Origin of the sequence: Pseudoxanthomonas sp. CF125 (assembly GCF_900104085.1) — a bacterium.
GTDB lineage: Bacteria > Pseudomonadota > Gammaproteobacteria > Xanthomonadales > Xanthomonadaceae > Pseudoxanthomonas_A.
This window is the reverse complement of sequence record NZ_FNLD01000003.1, coordinates 1-16,069: the sequence shown is the minus strand read 5'-3', so window position 1 is coordinate 16,069 and position 16,069 is coordinate 1. Positions and strand designations below refer to the sequence as shown.

General features: G+C 62.7%; 10 protein-coding genes. 7 read left to right on the top strand and 3 right to left on the bottom strand.

Annotated features, from left to right (window positions below; genetic code table 11):
- Nucleotides 1–22 precede the first annotated feature (22 nt).
- Both BLR66_RS13690 and BLR66_RS13685 read left to right on the top strand, forming a co-directional pair.
- A complete protein-coding gene (locus BLR66_RS13690) occupies nt 23–475 on the top strand; it encodes a hypothetical protein (protein WP_255402605.1) in 453 nt (150 codons plus the stop codon).
- Nucleotides 476–662: 187 nt separating this feature from the next.
- Nucleotides 663–1,949 (top strand): MgtC/SapB family protein, encoded by a 1,287-nt coding sequence (locus tag BLR66_RS13685; RefSeq protein WP_093288013.1) that lies wholly within the window; start codon nt 663–665, stop codon nt 1,947–1,949.
- Nucleotides 1,950–2,172: 223 nt separating this feature from the next.
- On the opposite strand, the gene BLR66_RS13680 is transcribed toward BLR66_RS13685, so the two are convergent.
- Complete coding sequence (locus BLR66_RS13680; RefSeq protein WP_176943883.1) at nt 2,173–2,700, bottom strand: GNAT family N-acetyltransferase; 528 nt, start codon at nt 2,698–2,700, stop codon at nt 2,173–2,175.
- A gap of 293 nt (nt 2,701–2,993) precedes the next feature.
- Between BLR66_RS13680 and BLR66_RS13675 the strand changes: the two genes are divergently transcribed.
- Nucleotides 2,994–3,842 carry a universal stress protein gene (locus BLR66_RS13675; protein ID WP_093288007.1) on the top strand — a complete coding sequence of 283 codons (849 nt, stop codon included), beginning with the start codon at nt 2,994–2,996 and terminating at the stop codon, nt 3,840–3,842.
- Nucleotides 3,843–3,939: 97 nt separating this feature from the next.
- Here the strand turns inward: BLR66_RS13675 and BLR66_RS13670 are convergent, their stop codons facing one another.
- The gene (locus BLR66_RS13670) at nt 3,940–5,472 is read right to left on the bottom strand and encodes a serine hydrolase domain-containing protein (RefSeq protein WP_176943882.1); all 1,533 of its coding nucleotides are present in this window, start codon (nt 5,470–5,472) and stop codon (nt 3,940–3,942) included.
- A gap of 499 nt (nt 5,473–5,971) precedes the next feature.
- Here BLR66_RS13670 and BLR66_RS13665 point away from each other — a divergent pair, with 499 nt between their 5' ends.
- On the top strand, nt 5,972–10,432 hold the full coding sequence (locus BLR66_RS13665) for a PAS domain-containing hybrid sensor histidine kinase/response regulator (RefSeq protein WP_093288001.1): 4,461 nt from the start codon (nt 5,972–5,974) through the stop codon (nt 10,430–10,432).
- Nucleotides 10,433–10,441: 9 nt separating this feature from the next.
- The gene (locus BLR66_RS13660; RefSeq protein ID WP_093287998.1) at nt 10,442–11,467 is read left to right on the top strand and encodes a response regulator; all 1,026 of its coding nucleotides are present in this window, start codon (nt 10,442–10,444) and stop codon (nt 11,465–11,467) included.
- A 449-nt stretch (nt 11,468–11,916) separates the two neighbouring features.
- On the opposite strand, the gene BLR66_RS13655 is transcribed toward BLR66_RS13660, so the two are convergent.
- On the bottom strand, nt 11,917–12,282 hold the full coding sequence (locus BLR66_RS13655; protein WP_093287995.1) for a helix-turn-helix transcriptional regulator: 366 nt from the start codon (nt 12,280–12,282) through the stop codon (nt 11,917–11,919).
- A 414-nt stretch (nt 12,283–12,696) separates the two neighbouring features.
- Between BLR66_RS13655 and BLR66_RS13650 the strand changes: the two genes are divergently transcribed.
- Nucleotides 12,697–14,703 (top strand): DUF11 domain-containing protein, encoded by a 2,007-nt coding sequence (locus BLR66_RS13650; RefSeq protein ID WP_176943881.1) that lies wholly within the window; start codon nt 12,697–12,699, stop codon nt 14,701–14,703.
- 98 nt (nt 14,704–14,801) lie between these two features.
- The coding region (locus tag BLR66_RS13645; protein WP_218119651.1) for a DUF11 domain-containing protein at nt 14,802–16,069 on the top strand (1,268 nt) is incomplete at its 3' end.

The window sequence follows — 16,069 nt, the reverse complement described above, 5'->3', positions numbered from 1 at the left end:
TCATCCATCAATGGAGTACGTCATGAAGATCGTCGCCATTCTCGGCCTTGCAGCCGCCTTCTCCCTTTCATCCTGCGCAAGAGCGGCCGATCGCGACGTCTCATGCACGCTCAAATTCTCTTCCACCCAGTGGTCTGTGCTGTATGAGCACGCCGAAGGCACGGGGACCGTGACCTGCGACAACGGGAAAAAGATGGAAGTAGACATTTCAGCCAAGGGCGTGGGCCTCACCGCAGGCAAATGGAGGATCGACCGCGCCACGGGAAAGTTCACCCATGTCGCCAAGCTGCGCGACGTTCTTGGAAGCTATGCGGCCTTGAGCGCGAACGTAGGGCTGGTGAAATCCGGTACCGTGCAGGCGCTTACCAATGGCAAGGTGTCCTTGGTGCTCGCAGGCAGCGGCGACGGTTTCGACGTGGGCGTGACCATCAGCCAGTTCAAGATAGAACGTTCGGCGATAGATCCCAGTACCTGACCGGCAGCCATGCCATTCGCGCCCACTTATCCGTGTGCCGTGACCAGCGTCTGGTGGCCCGTCCTCCTGTTGCTGCTGCTATTGCTGGCGCACGTTGCGGAAGAGAGAATGCGGAAAGCGGCCCGATCCTTGGATTCCCAGCCGCATTGATGTCGCATATTGCTGATGCTGCATTGGGGGTGGCCGAATGAGGTTGTCCGACCTGACCGAGGGAGCCGCCTCGCCAGCCGCATCGGCATGGCTGGGAACGGCTGCCGCCGGCTTCGCAGTGGCGCTGGGCATCGGCTTGCTGGTCGGGCTGGAGCGGGAACGCGTGAAAGGCACCGGACAGCGCCGGAAAGCCGCCGGAATACGAACCTTCGCTTTGCTCGCGCTTGTGGGCGCCTCGGCGGCGTCGATGGGAGACGCCGCGTTGCTGGTTGCGGGCGTTTTCGTCATCGCAGCGATGATCGTCAGCTACGGACGCACGAGCGCGGCCGACCCCGGCCTCACCACCGAAGTGGCCATGCTCGCTACCTTCCTGCTGGGCGCCATGGCCCTTGCCAAGCCGGGACAAGCGGGGGCATTGGCCATCGTCGTCACGCTGCTGCTTCACAGCAAGGCGCACCTGCATACCCTCGCCACCCGGTTGTTTTCGGGGCAGGAAGTACACGACTTGCTGTTCCTGTCGTTGTCCGCCTTCGTGATCCTTCCCTTGTTGCCCGACCATCCGGTCGACACCTGGAGTGCGCTCAACCCGCGCAGGCTATGGCTGCTTGCGGTGGCGATGATGGGGGTCACTGCGCTGGGCTACTTCTCCTTGAAAGTGCTGGGTGCGCGTGCTGGCCTTGCCATCGTCGGGCTCGCCGGAGGCTTCGTGTCCAGCACCGCGACGATAGCGGCCATGGGCGAACGCGCCAGGACAACACAGACGCTCGTTCCCGCGGCGGCGAGTGCGGCCTTGATGTCCAATGTCGGAACCATAGTCCAGCTGGTCGTCGTAATCGGCACGTTCTCGCTGGCGCTGCTGCAGCGGTTGGCTTTGCCGTTGGCAGCGGCAGGCGCGGTCGCGGTCGCGGCAGCGCTGATCGCCAGCAGGAACTCGTTCGCCAAACCCGTGAATATGGGCGCGTTCTACGGAAAACGCGTTTTCGAGCCGTTGCGCGCGTTCGGTTTCGCCGTTTTGCTGGCCAGCGTCATGCTCGTGGCTGCATGGCTGCGCAGCGTGCTGGGAGAAGGCAGCGCGATATGGGTTCTCGGGGTATCGGGACTGGTGGATGTGCACGCCGCCGCTGCGTCGGCGGCGCAACTGGAGTCTGCCGCGACCCTCTCGTCGATACAGGCCGAGTACGGATTGCTGGCCGCCTTCGGTGCAAATTCCCTGCTCAAGAGCCTGATGGCCTGGCTGAAGGGCGGGAACGCGTATGCGCTCAGAGTAGTCCCCGGGATCGTGCTGATGCTGGTGGCATTCGCCGTGGCGGTACTGATGGCGTGAATGGACGACCGATGCCTTACGGCGAATGCCCGGATGATTCCAGAACGGTTTACGTGCCGAAGCTTTTTACAGCGTGATGCGCACCGGTTGATGCGAATGCCGTCCCCGGCCGTCCGACAAGCCAAGCGGACCGCTGGGCGACGCGACCTCAGATGGCCAGATCGGATCTGATCGATACCGTTGCCGGCGCCGCGTGGCAAACGAGAGAAATCGTATGGACCACCTAGTGCGGATCCGAAGGGTCGGGGCTGGAATGGAATCCCAGCGCAGAGGCCAAGTCCCGCATTTCCCAGTTCTCCGCCAAGTCGACCGATCTCATGCTGAGCAGGCCGCGCTCGGTGGCCAGGGTTTTCAGGCATTCCATCAGGGCCGTTCCCAGACCTTTGCCTTGCCATTTGTCCGCCACCACCACCGCGCATTCGCAGTCTTTGCGCGAAGAGTCGATCGCGTAGCGGCTTACCCCCACGATCCTGTATCCAGCGCCTTCGGGCGCGATGGCCACCAGCGCTACGTCGTTGATGTAGTCGATGTCGGTCAACTGATGGATGAATTCGTCGCTGGGATGCGCGATCTGGCCGAGAAAGCGGTTGCGCCGGCTTTGCGGGGAAAGCGACTCGATGAACGCCTTTTCCGCCGCCGCATCCTGCGGACCGATAGGGCGGATCAGAACTTCGGAGCCGTCGGACAGTGTCGTATTCCAATGCGGATAGTCCGGCCCCAGATATGCGGCATGGGAAGGCTTGTCAGTCATGGATGCATCCTCCGGTTCGGTAGGCCGAGCTTGACCGCCGGACCGCATGGCCGGATTGACCTGGATCAATCTTTGCGGGCGTTTTTAGGTTTCAGAAAGCCATACGACCAAGCCACCGGAAGAGTGCGTCATATCGAAAATCACTTACGCCGCGGCCCGGCAATTGAAGCAAGAGGAGTCCGTCGCCATGAGTGTCGATCATGGTCCGGGCGCCAGAATGTTCGTTGATCCATGTCAATCCTTCTCGAGGAGGGCGAGGTCATCCTGAAGCCTCCTACGACGGAGAGTTCGCCATGGTGGACATCGCAGCGCCGGCAGACTTGGTTGTCTTTCTAGAGCCTGCCCGGGAGCGCGACTCGCGGCTACGCTATGCGGCTTTCCTGGCCAAACAGTGGCGGGCGCATCTGATCGCCACTTTTGTCGTACGTGAACTCGCATTGGAGCCGTATGCAGGTTTCGCGGTCGGCGCCGCTCTGACGGACATGCTGGCCGAACACTCGAAAGCAGCCGCGGAATCGCTCTCCAGGGCACGGGAAGACTTCGACGCGCTTGTGCACGACCGGAGCTTCAGTTCGGAGTGGCGCGTTTCGGATAACGAGGACAGCGAGGCATTGATGCAGCACGCGCGGCATGCGAGCTTGGCGGTTCTCGGTCCTCCCGCTTGTCAGCAGAGTAGAACCACACGTCTCGGCTTATCGGAACGCTTGATATTCGAATCCGGCCGTCCTTGCCTGCTTCTCCCGGAACGTTGGCCGGAAGACAGGACTGCGCGGCGCATCGTCGTTGGCTGGAATGGGGGGCGGGAAGCGGCGCGGTCGATTGCCGACGCCATGCTGTTCCTGGCCTTGGCCGAATCGGTGCATCTTGTCGTCGTACCGGAAGGACGCTTGCGGGGTCCCTACGGACCGGAGCCCGGCGCAGACATGGCCGCGCATCTGGCGCGGCATGGCGTGCGGGTGGTGCTTGAACAGCACGTCGGCGCCGATGCCGGAGCAATTCTCCTCGGGCGGTGCAAGGACCTCAACGCGGACATGCTGGTAGCCGGCGGTCGCGCTCACCCGTACGTCGGCGACTTCTTGTTGGGCGGAGCCACGCGGACGATATTCGAGGGCGTCGAGGTACCGTTGATGATGTCCCGATAGTTCCAGGGGTGTTCTCGTTTGCGTCATGCGCAGAGCCTGCTTCCCAATGAGAACTGCCCGGGCCAATCCGGAACAGTGCCGACAGAATTTGGACGGCTCAATCCGATTGAACTTGGGTGGGCTGCTTGTCGAAGACGAGAACACCACCGCCCGCGACGACCGTTAAGCTCTGTACGCCTCGCATCGCCCCCCGATTGAATGCGATCTGCAAGGTGCCGGCCGGAATGTAGGAATCGGGCGCGACGAATCGGTTGCTGCTCACCGGTTCGAGCGACCTGCGCTTGCCCTTCGCTTGCAGTTCCAGTCCATCGGGAGTGCGGAGCACGGCGAGATCCTGGATATCGAAACTGGTGTCCAGAATCCCCATCAACTCGGGACTCTGATCCGCTCGCCGCTTGTATGCGCCGACGAATTCGTCGAGCAAACCCGTGGCGGCGGCGGGATTCATTTTCACCGACCAGTCGCCAGGCCACTCCAGCGAGTCGGACACGGCGTTGCGTATCTCATCGCCCAGGACGTCGCCATTGGCGCCATTGGCGACGATCACCAGACCGTCGCCGCTGTCGAGATTGCCCTCGATATAGGCTTTGTAACTGTCGTTCGCACCGGCATGATGGAAGATGCGCGCGCTGCCTTCGCCGGCCAGGCGCGGTCCGAGTCCGAACGTGCCCGGAGAAACCGTGGTCATCATGTCTATCGCCAGCGCTTGCGGCAGAAAGCCGCCGGATTTACGGTAGCTGGCGCAGAGCGCTTCGACCAGCCGGGCAAGGTCGCGGGCTGAAGTCCAGAGCCCGGACGGAGCGAGTTCGGGAAAGCTCTGCCATCCACGAGGAAGCGCCACGGGCTTGCCGGAGCCGTCGTGGGCGTGAGCGATATCGGCCGTAGTAGCCGAAGGGGCTGCATCGAACCGGCTGCGGCCCATGCCCAGCGGAGCGAACAGATACCGGCGCGCCAACGTGTCGAGGGCTTGCCCCATCGCATCTTCAATGACGGCTTGCGCCACCATGTAGCCGCCACCCGAGTAACGGGACCGGCTTCCTGCCCGATCGACCCGTTGCAGCGGCTTGTTCAGCGCTGGCGGTACGCCGTTCAATGTTTGCAGAAGGGAGGGCAACGGCTCGGACGGTTGCACATCCTTGAACCCATGGACATTGAAGCCGGCGGTGTGCGACAGCAGCATTCGCAGGCTGATGTCGCTGGTGTCGCCTTCCGGTCCTTGCGGAAGACGCCAGCGGCGCAGCCAGCGGCCGACGCCTCGATCGAGATCGAGCTTGCCCAGCGCGACGAGTTTCAGGCAAAGCGCCGCGGTCGCGACCTTGCTCACCGAGCCGACGGAAAACAGCGTGTCCGGCCCTATCGGAAAATCATGTCCGGCCAGCCTTGAGCCATAGCCTTTCAGGCTAACCGCCCGTCCATCGCGCAGAACCGCCACCGCCACGCCTGGCACGCCGTAGTGGGACATTCGCTGGGTGAGTTCCCAGTGTTCGTTTCCCGAATGGACCGTGGGCCGCAGAAGCGATTCGAAGGAGACGCGCGAGGCCTGGACTTGCGTCCGTCCGACGGAAGGCAAGGCAAGCAAGGGAAGCGAGAGACCGCCAAGCAGCAGTTGGCGGCGATTGATCACAGGCACGAGTTGCCCTCCATTGACTGGTTGGCAGCGCCCGCCGGAGGGGTGTCGCAGAACGTTGGCCCGGTGCCCTAGCCAGCGGTTGAAGCAAAAAATCGTCGGGACCAATCCTACAGGAACGAGATCCTCTTCATCAAACCTGCTTGAGCGCCGGCGATGGAAGTCGTAAGCCAAGTGCTGAAATATCCGCCTCCTACGTATCGACGGCGGATACCGTCGGAATTTGTTCCAACGTAGCGGAGAGAGGCAGCTTCCAGCTTGCCCCCAGTGCATGCAACACCGGGCGATCGTGTGTGAATTATTTACGTTCCTAATCCCGCTATGGGTACGCAAACCGAGCTTGCTCGAGCAGCGAGGTGTATGGTCTTACCTATTTCCGAGGAATAGGGCGGGCTTGTTGAGGGCTGCCGGATCCTGACCTATAGTGCCGAGGAAAGCTTGCAGGACTAGAGCGGCCGTCGATCAGGCCGCCGACCCATGTCATGACGACGTGAGGGAAAGCATGCAGCAGAGGGGAGAGGCGATCGCACGACACTGGGGACGGCGCCAATGGCTCCTGACCGGTTTCCTGTTGGCCGCAATCCTCGCCGGCTGGGCAGCCAGTTCGCTCTACGCGCGAGCCGATGCGAAACGCATCGATCAACATTTCGATGAGGTCGCTGGCCAGCTCGTGTCGAGTCTTGGCGATCGCCTGAATACCTACGAACATGGTCTCCGCGGAGCGCGCGGCGCCATCATCGCCTCCGGTCCGCAATTGAGCAGAGAGCGGTTCGCCGCATACAGCCGCTCGCGCGAATACGGTAGGGAGTTCCCGGGCGTGGGGGGCTACGGCTACATCGAACGTGTTCCCTTGCCGGAAATACAGGAATTCAAGGAGCGCGCACGCCGGGACGGCGCGCCGGATTTCAGTCTGCGCCAGTTGTCGCCGCACGACGGCGAACGCTTCATCATCCTCTACCTGGAGCCGGCGCAAGGAAATCGCAGCGCACTCGGCTTGGACATCGCCTCCGAGCCGAACCGCCGTGCGTCGGCACTTGAAGCTGCGCAGACGGGCCGTGCGGTGCTGAGCCACCCCATTACGCTTGTCCAGCGCGAAGAAGGCGTGCGTCATGGTTTCTTGCTTCTGTTGCCGATATACCGGGACAACGCAGACGTCTCGACGCGCGACGCGCGTTGGCAGGCGACCTCCGGCTGGGTCTTCGCGCCGCTCAGCATTGAAGCGATCCTCGGCACCCTGGATACCGCCAACCAGCCTTATGCGCTTTCGCTGGCCGATGAGAGCGAGAAAGCCGCGGCCCATCCGTTCTATGCCAGCCCCGATTTCGGCGCTCTCGGTTCCGCCAGCCTCTCGCGCCGATATCCGCTGGATGTGCATGGCCGCAGATGGTTGCTGGAGGTGCGGGCCCGGCCATCGATCGTCGCCAACCTGGGCCTGACGCCGCCCTGGTTGGTTGGCTGCCTGGTGACAGTACTTGGCGCGATGGCTGCATTGCTCTGGTATGTGTGGGCGCTGGCCCGTGAGCGAAGGCAGCATTCGCAGTTGGAGAGCGCCCGGCTGGCGGCGATGGTGCAGGGCTCGGTCGATGCCATCATCGCCTGCGATACCCAAGGCAAGGTCACGCACTGGAATGCCGCCGCCGAGCGCATGCTCGGCCGAACGGCCAGCAGCGCCCTGGGCCAGGATCTGGAGGATTTGCTGGTCGACGAGGCCGGCGACGGTGTGCGGCACGATGCGCAGGAAATCGATGGACGCCGCATGAAGCTGCGCGGAGCGGATGCGCAGCTCTTGGATTTCATGGTCCTGGCATCGCCTTTCAGCGTAGCCGACGGGCGCATCGCCGGAACCTGCTTGCTGCTGCACGACATGGCCGACCACCTTCGCGCGGAGGAACACTTCAGACTGGTAGTGGAAGCTTCGCCCAACGCCATCCTGATGGTGGACCAAGCGGGCATCATCCGCTTGGCCAATGCCAAGTCCGAAGAGCTGTTCGGGTATCCCAGGAGCGAGCTTCTGGGACATTCGATCACCAAGCTTCTCCCCGTGGATGCGCGCGGAGGACACGATGCGTTCATCGCGCACTACTTCGAGAACTCCGAAGCCCGCGCCATGGGTGCGGGCCGGGACCTGTACTGCCTGCGCAGCGACGGCATCCGCGTGCCCGTCGAGATAGGGCTGAATCCTCTCCCCACCGCCGATGGCCTGTATGCCCTGGCATCGATCATCGACATCACCGAACGCAAGCGCCAGGAAGAGCGCATCATCCGGCTCAACGCCACGCTCGAACAGCAGGTCATGGAGCGTACGGAGCAAATCCGGACTTACTCTTCGCGCCTGACCGCAATTCTTCAGCACGCAGGCTACGCCATCGTAGCGACCGACATCGATGGAACCATCAATCTGTTCAATCCTGCGGCCGAACGGATGCTCGGCTACTCGGCGGACGAACTCATAGGCCAGAGTGGCATCGAATGCCTTCACGACGACGGCGACCTGCGCACGAAATCGGAGGAGCTGTCGGCAACGAGCGATCAGCGCGTGGCCCCGGCCTTCACCTGCATCGCATCGCACCTGGAGCGGCACGCCGTCGAAATTCCCGAGTGGAAATATCTTCGCAAGGACGGCGAGCCGTTGCCGGTCAGGCTGAGCATCAGCGTGCTTAGGGACGATCGGCAGGAAGCCATCGGCTATCTGGTGATGGCTTCCGATCTGACCGAGCAGAAGGCCCTGGACGCGGAACTGCGCAGGGCGATCAGCGAAGCGGAACAGGCCAACCGCTACAAGAGCGACTTTCTGGCGAACATGAGCCACGAGATAAGAACGCCCATGAACGCCATCATGGGCATGCTTTATCTGATGGACCGTGCGGAACTTCCCTCCGCCGCGCAGGATATGACCAGGAAGATCCGCCTTGCCGCCCAGTCACTGCTGAGCATCATCAACGACGTTCTGGATTTCTCCAAGATAGAAGCGGGCCGCATCGAGCTGGAAGACGAACCTTTCGATCTGGCGGACGTGATGGAGAGTGTGGCGGCGCTGATGGCTTCCGCAGTGGACGCCAAGGGCGTGGAGATGCTGATATCCCCTGCGCCACCAGCGGCGCGGTATGTGCGCGGAGACGCGCTTCGCCTGGGCCAAGTGTTGGTCAATCTGGTCAGCAATGCGATCAAGTTCACCCAGCAAGGCGAAGTCGTGCTGGACGTGGAACAGCTTGCCGGCGCCGAGGATGGAGGCGTCCATCTGCGATTCTCGGTTACCGATACGGGTATAGGTATTGCGGAAGAAAAGCAGCGGATGATTTTCTCGCCGTTCTCGCAGGTGGATTCTTCCACGACGCGCAAGTACGGGGGCACCGGATTGGGGCTGAGTATCTGCAGCCGCCTGGTCAAGTTGATGGGCGGTACCTTGGCGTTGGAGAGCCAGCCGGGGAAGGGCAGCCGGTTCTCTTTCGTAATCCCGTTGGCCTTGGACGCGGGGGCCGAGCCGAAAGCGAGCAAGGACAGGTATCGCGTGCTGGTGGTCGACGACCACGACATCGCCCGGGAACATCTGGGTCTGCTGGTCCGCGGCTTCGGCTGGACCGCGGATGTTGCCGATTCCGGCGAGCGGGCCATGCAAAGGCTGGACCGGCAAGATGCGACGCAATACGACATCGTGCTGATGGACTGGCAGATGCCGGGCATGGATGGCCTGGCGACGGCGGCGATGATCAGAAGCCGCATTCCGTCGCCGCGGCAACCGATCATCATCATGGTGACCGGCTTCGAGCGGAAGCTGATCGAACAGGATCCCTGCCGGGACGACGTCGATGCCGTGCTCACCAAGCCGATCACGGCCTCGGCGCTCTACAACGTCATCAACGAAGTATTGCGGCGGCGCGTCGGCAACGCCGCGCTGCCGGACAGGGTCTCGGTGGAGCAGCGACTGAGCGGTTACCGACTGTTGGTAGTGGACGACAGCGATATCAATCGCGAAGTGGCCCAGCGCATCCTTGAAGGCGAGGGCGCACGGGTCGAGCTCGCGGTGGACGGACGCCAGGCGCTGGAGATGTTGCAGGCGCAGGCCGATCGGTTCGATGTGGTTCTCATGGACGTGCAGATGCCCGAGATGGATGGCTACGAGGCCACCGCCAGGATACGCAAGTCGCCGGAGTTGGCGGAGATGCCCGTTATCGCGCTGACCGCTGGAGCCTTCAAACGGCAGCAGGACGCCGCGTTGCAGGCCGGCATGAACGCCTTCGTCGCCAAACCGTTCGAAGTGCCGGACTTGGTGGCCGCCATCCTGCAGTTCCCGCCCCACCATCCGCAGGAAAGCTTCAGTGACAAGCGGGTGCCGGCCTACGATGCCGGGCCGGTAGTGGAGGACATCGACCCGCAACTGCTGGACATCAGAAAGGGGCTCAGCTATTGGCGCGAGGCGGGACCCTACCGGCGTTATCTGGCTCAGTTCGCGCGTCGCTACACGGGAATGGCGGATGCGCTCGAGGCTTTTCTGCGGCGCGGCGACAAGGTCGGCGCTTGCGCAGAAATGCACAAGGTGCGCGGCGCGGCTTCTTCTCTGGCGCTGCCCTCGCTGGTGGCCGCCACGGCGGAGATGGAAGAACTCCTGCGCGACGGAAGGGATATCGACGACCTGATGGGCGGACTGCGATTGGTCCTGCGCGAAACCCTGGAGGACATCCATCAGTACGTCGGTTCGGAACCGATCGCAGAGACAGTGTCGGCGAGTCAGGGGCAGGATTCCATAGCCTTGCTGAGCGAGTTGCTGAAGGTTCTCGATAGCGACGATCCCGAATCCATCGACGCCGCTGCGGCGCCGCTTTCGGGCCGAATCCGGTTCGACGCCGCCGACAGGATATTCCAGTACATCGAAGAGTTCGATTTCCGCGGTGCGGAGGACTTCATTTGCGGGTTGATCCGCGATGCGGCCGCGAATGGCGCCATGGACAACCAAGGCGACGGCTAGGAGTACTGCATGCCTCAAGGTCCGATTCTGTGCGTTGACGATGAGCCGAACAACTTGGCGCTGTTCCGTCAGATACTCGGCGGCGAGTATCGCCTGGTGCTGGCGCGCGACGGCGCGCAAGCGCTACGCGCGGCCGAGAAGCACGCACCATCGCTCATCCTGCTGGATGTGGAGATGCCGGACATGGACGGATACGAAGTCGCATCGGCGCTCAAGTCCAATCCCGAAACCGAACACATCCCCATCATCTTCGTCACCTCGCTGGGTCGCGAGGCCGATGAGCGCACCGGTTTCGCCTGCGGCGGCGTGGACTACATCGCCAAGCCGGTCTCGCCTTTCATCTTGAGGGCGCGCGTCAACACGCATCTGTCTCTGGTTCGAGCCTCCGCGCTCAACAGCAGCTACCAGGATGCGATCCGGATGCTGGGCATCGCCGGCCATTACAACGATTCGGACACGGGCGTGCACATCTGGAGGATGGCCGCGTATGCGCGGATTCTGGCCGAGGTGGCCGGCTGGGAAGACGAGCGCGCCAAGTTGCTGGAACAAGCGGCCCCGATGCACGACACCGGCAAGATCGGTATTCCCGACGAGATCCTCAAGAAACCGGGAAAACTGTCCCCGCACGAGTGGGAGATCATGAAGCGCCATACGCAGATCGGCTACGAAATCCTCAGCCATAGCCAAGCGCCGCTTTTCCAGCTCGCCGCGGAGGTGGCGTTGAACCATCATGAGCGCTGGGACGGGACGGGCTATCCCGGTGCGTTGGCAGGCGAAGACATTCCGCAGTCGGCGCGGATCGTGGCGGTGGCCGATGTCTTCGATGCGCTCGCCATGCGCCGCCCATACAAGGAGGCCTGGCCCATGGACCAGGTCATCGCAAAGATCGAAGAAGGACGAGGCATGCACTTCGAACCGCGGATGGTGGATTTGTTCCTTGATTGCCTGCCGCGGCTGCTTGAAACCAAGGCGCACTGGGACAGCCGGGACTCCGATACTGCTCTCCCCGAGGACGGTATGGCTGATAAGAAATAACGGATTGCGGCGCCCCAGTCGCACCCACAGCGCATCCGCGACCAGCGACAAAGCAGGGGAATGCCGACGATGGTTGGGGTGGCACAGGGATGGCCGTAGAAAGACGGGCACCAGTCCTGCAGCACGCGAGCCAAGCTTTCTTTCGAGATGTGCGGAGCGAGCTCTTCTTACGATAGAAACGCGCAGCCCAGTCCTCACCAAGCTGCGTCGGAGCCCACTTTCGCTCGCATCGCTGTTCTTGCAGCGGGCCGATTGCTCCGGGCTGTGAAGTATTTACGTTGTAGACGGTGGTAGCAGGCGGTATGAGGCGGCGCCTATCCACTGGCATCCGGCCTCGGTTGGTGAAGCGTCGCACAAGGAAGAGTTGGCTCGGCATGGGCCGCGCGACTTTGCTGTCGACGATCCAAGTGCGCATGTTGGGCAGGACGGCGCGATGGGGCCGCGCGTACTTAGGGGCCGATCAAGGCTTCCAGGAGCTTGCACGCTATAAGCTGTTTTTTTACTGGCATCTGGCGCAAAAGCTCCAGCACCCGGCTTTCGATATCGTCCTGGGCGAAATCCCAGGCGACTGCGGCGGTATCGGATTCTGCGCTGAAATTGCTGGTATCGGGGCCTCTACCGGTCGCCAGCCATTCGAAGGTGGCGCCTGTAACCACCGCCAGCTTCGACAGGTGTTCGACGCTGGGATGAGTTCCATTCTCACTTTCCCATTGGGCAACAGCACTTCTCTGGACACCGACAAGCATCGCCAGTTCGGTCTGGGACAACTTGGCGCTGTTCCGCAACTTGCGGATACGGCACGGCATCGACAGCATTCAATCCCCCATGTGCGTATGTAAGCGATTCTGACTGCTAAACAACTCTTACAGAAAGTTGTAGCCAATCACTGACGCATGTTCAATTTCCCCTGTTGCGGATGGTAGTCGAATTCCGCGCTAAGGCGTACTAACCGCAATCACAGTTAGCGACTGTTGACCGCCGCCGTGGGGCGCCATATTAATTCCCCCAAGTAGCAGTGCACGGGGACAAACCAGCGGAGAACGTCTCGCTGGCGCTATGACATCGACTACATGGGGAGTAAGCCGATGAAGGACCTTCTGGGTATGGGGAAGCGCGCGCGCGGGCGGTACGTCCGTATGGCGTTGGCGGTTTCTCTGTCGGTGCTTGCCCTTCTGTTTTCGATCTCGCCGCCGGCCCGGGCCCAGGCCGGATGTACCGCAGGCGCCTGCGTGTCGGCTGGCCCCCGCCTGGTCCAGGTGGACAGTACCCAAGGGCCCTTGCTCAATCTTCTGTTCAGTACGCTGTTGCCCGGCACGACGGTCAATGTGAGCGTGTTGGATTGGAATGCATTGGCGCAGTCCGACATCAACTTGAACGCCTTGATCGCACAGCTGGGGTTGAACCTGGGTCTGAGCGATACCAGCCAGATACTCAACACCGACATCACATTGGCGCAATTGCAACTGGCGATGGCGCAGGTCTTGCAGGCCGACGGCAATACTGCGGCGGCCAATGCGCTTAATGCGTTGCCGCTGGGCGTGCCGGGTCTGGTCGGCACCATCCGTCTTTCGGATCTGCTTCAGATCGCATTGCCGCCTGGTTCGCTGGCGTTGGTGGAATTGGATCTGCTGGATCTGGTGACCGGCGCGGCGCAGCTGTACAACTACCGCAACGTTCTGACTACGCCGCAGCCGATAACGGTCAACACCGCTGCTTTGGGTTTGACGGGCGTGGCCAACCTGCAACTATGGCTTCAGGTGGTGGAACCGCCCGTCTACGTCTGCGGGCCGCAAGGCGCGTCCTTCCACACTGGCGCTATCCGCGTCAAACTCAACGTCGATGTGGCGCAGGGCCTGGATCTGCAAGCGGTCACCGATGCGATCCAAGCGCTGGGTCTGGGGTTGACCAACGTCACCCTGACTGCGGATGTGCTCAAACTTCAGCTCTATGCCGATATAGCCCGCGCCGAAGGCACCCTCACCGCGGTGGACGGCCTTGCCGGCACGGTGAGCTTCAACGCCCGCCCGGGCCTGGTGAACTTTTATATCGGCACCGTGGCCGACAGCGTGTTCTTCAATCGCACCACTGTGATCACCGATGCGGTCGTCACTCCCGTGGCCATCAACAATCTGGATCTTCGATTCAACGTCAACCTGCTGGGTGTGGGCCTGGTCGCAGTGCGCGTTCCCCTGACCGTGACGGCACGCGCGGCCGCAACCGGGTCGCCGTCGCTTCAGGGTTTTACCCTCAGCGGTCCGTATCCGCAGACCGTTACCGCCAGCAGCGGCACGGTGAGTGCGGGCACATTGATTGTGAGCCTGTTGAACAGCTTGGACATCAACGTCACCAGCGGAACGCCGACGGTGACGCTGCTGGGCGTTCCGATCGGCGTGCCGGCTGCATTGGTGCCGATTTTGAATACGGTCGTGAGTACGGTGGAGAGCGTTCTCGGATCGACCGCCACCACGGTGCTGCAACCGGTACTCAATACGCTGCTGGGCGGATTGGTCGACAATCTGCTGGGCCTGCTGGGCATCCGGGTAGGAAACGCGATCTTCACGGTCGAAGGCGTCGCACGCTCCTGCGCTGCGTTGCTGACCCTGGCGAAGGTGCTGCAACCGGCGGAAGACCCCGGGCTATTCAATCTGAGCGTAAGCCAAAGCGGTGCCGTGGTGGCGGCGGCCAGCGATGTTGGAAACGGCGGCGCGACCACGCCTGCGGTCACGACTCCGGGGGCGGCGTACGACTTGGCCGAAGCCGCCGGCACGGGCACCACGCTCAGCCGCTACGTCAGCACCTGGGCGTGCACCGACCAGAATGGAACCCAGATAAGTTCCGGCACCGGAAGCAGCTTCTCGTTATCCGCTCCCGAACTCACCTCGGATCCGGTCACCATTACCTGCCGGATCACCAATCGGGCGCGCCAGGCGGACGTATCGGTCAGCAAGTCGGATGGCAGCAGCACTTACACGCCCGGCGATACCGCAACGTATTCGATCACCGTCAGCAACGCCGGGCCGGATCCGGTCGTCGGCGCGGCCATCAACGACGTCCTTCCTGCGGGCGCCACGCTTTCCGCACCCTGGACCTGCGTCGCAACCGGCGGCTCCTGCGCCGCCGGCAGCGGCGGCGCGCCGGGACAACAGAACATCAGCGTTACGGTCGATCTTGCCGCAGGCGGTCAGGCGACGATCACCGTGCCCGTTGCGTTCAGCGCCGACCCCGCGGCGTATTGATTTCGAAGCAGGCCCAGGCAAGACCGACAGCAATGGACTGGGGAATGCGAATGGCCAGTATGGAAAACGCGGTAGCCACTTATGGCGGGAACAGGGATATGGCACAGGACGCTCCTGCACTACCGCGACGCATGCCCACCGGCATGAGAAGCGCGCTTGCGCGCTACGCCATGGCGGCCTCGATATTCCTGTCCGCCTTGACGGCCGGATTCGGCGCATTCGCCCAGACTTATCCGGGCACTCTGTCCAACACGGTCACCGTAACGCTGCCGGGAGACATTTCCGATCCCGCCGCCGGCAACAACAGCGCCACCGACAGCAATGCGCTTTCCCTGCAGGCCGATATCACGGTCTTGAAGACGCTGATCAGCGCTTCGCCAGCACTGGCCGGATCCCAGGTCGCTTATCGAATACAGGTCAGCAATGCCGGCCCCTCTTCAGTGTCGGGCGTGACGGTCACAGATACGTTGCCCAGTGAACTGAGCGCGATCAGCTGGACATGCGCGCCCGTCTCGGCAGGCTCAAGCTGCAGCGCGGCTGCGGGTACCGGCAACCTCAACTTGACGGTGGCGCTTGCCGTAGGTGGCGCAGTCGTCATCGATGTCGCCGGCACCGCGCCGCTGGCGACACCGGCGACCATCGGCGCCAACACCGCCAGCGTCCTGCTACCGCCTTCCGTCACCGACCCCAACCCCGGCGACAACACCAGTACCACGCCACCGGTGGCGGTGTTGGCCAATCCACTGATAGCCAACGACGACGATGCCAGCGCCACGCCCGTGCCCGGCCTGGCCGGAGGGATTGCCGTACCCAATGTCCTGGCCAACGACAGCCTCAACGGTGCGACGGCTACCCTTGCCAGTGTGGATCTGAGTCTGGTCGATCCGGCCAGTCATCCGGGCGTGGCGCTCAACACAAGCAATGGAGAAGTAACGGTTGCGCCCGCCACGCCGGCGGCGACCTACACGCTTACTTACCGCATCTGCGAGCGGAGCAATCCGACCAATTGCGATACGGCCCTGGTAACCGTTGCCGTGTCGCCAGCAGTCATCCAGGCGGCCGACGACAACGCCGGGCCATTGAACGGAAACGCTGGCGGCGTGGGCGTCGTCAATGTGCTGTCGAACGATACGGTCGACGGCGGCCCGGCCGTTCTCTCGCAAATCACGCTGACGCCGACCAACAGCGGCCCATTGACGATCAATCCCAGCGGCAGCGTGGATGTTGCGCCGAACACACCCGCCGGAACTTACACGGCGACCTACCAGATCTGCGAACAGACCAATCCGGTCAATTGCGACAGTGCGGTGGTGACGGTGGTGGTGGCTGCGGCGGCGATCGACGCGGTCAACGACACGGCCGGTCC

Bases quoted from the DNA above. Each gene is read 5' to 3' on its own strand.
- BLR66_RS13690 (WP_255402605.1), top strand. From the start codon at position 23: ATGAAGATCGTCGCCATTCTCGGCCTTGCAGCCGCCTTCTCCCTTTCA.
- BLR66_RS13665 (WP_093288001.1), top strand. From the start codon at position 5,972: ATGCAGCAGAGGGGAGAGGCGATCGCACGACACTGGGGACGGCGCCAA.
- BLR66_RS13660 (WP_093287998.1), top strand. From the start codon at position 10,442: ATGCCTCAAGGTCCGATTCTGTGCGTTGACGATGAGCCGAACAACTTG.
- BLR66_RS13685 (WP_093288013.1), top strand. From the start codon at position 663: ATGAGGTTGTCCGACCTGACCGAGGGAGCCGCCTCGCCAGCCGCATCG.
- BLR66_RS13675 (WP_093288007.1), top strand. From the start codon at position 2,994: ATGGTGGACATCGCAGCGCCGGCAGACTTGGTTGTCTTTCTAGAGCCT.
- BLR66_RS13655 (WP_093287995.1), bottom strand. From the start codon at position 12,282: ATGCTGTCGATGCCGTGCCGTATCCGCAAGTTGCGGAACAGCGCCAAG.
- BLR66_RS13680 (WP_176943883.1), bottom strand. From the start codon at position 2,700: ATGACTGACAAGCCTTCCCATGCCGCATATCTGGGGCCGGACTATCCG.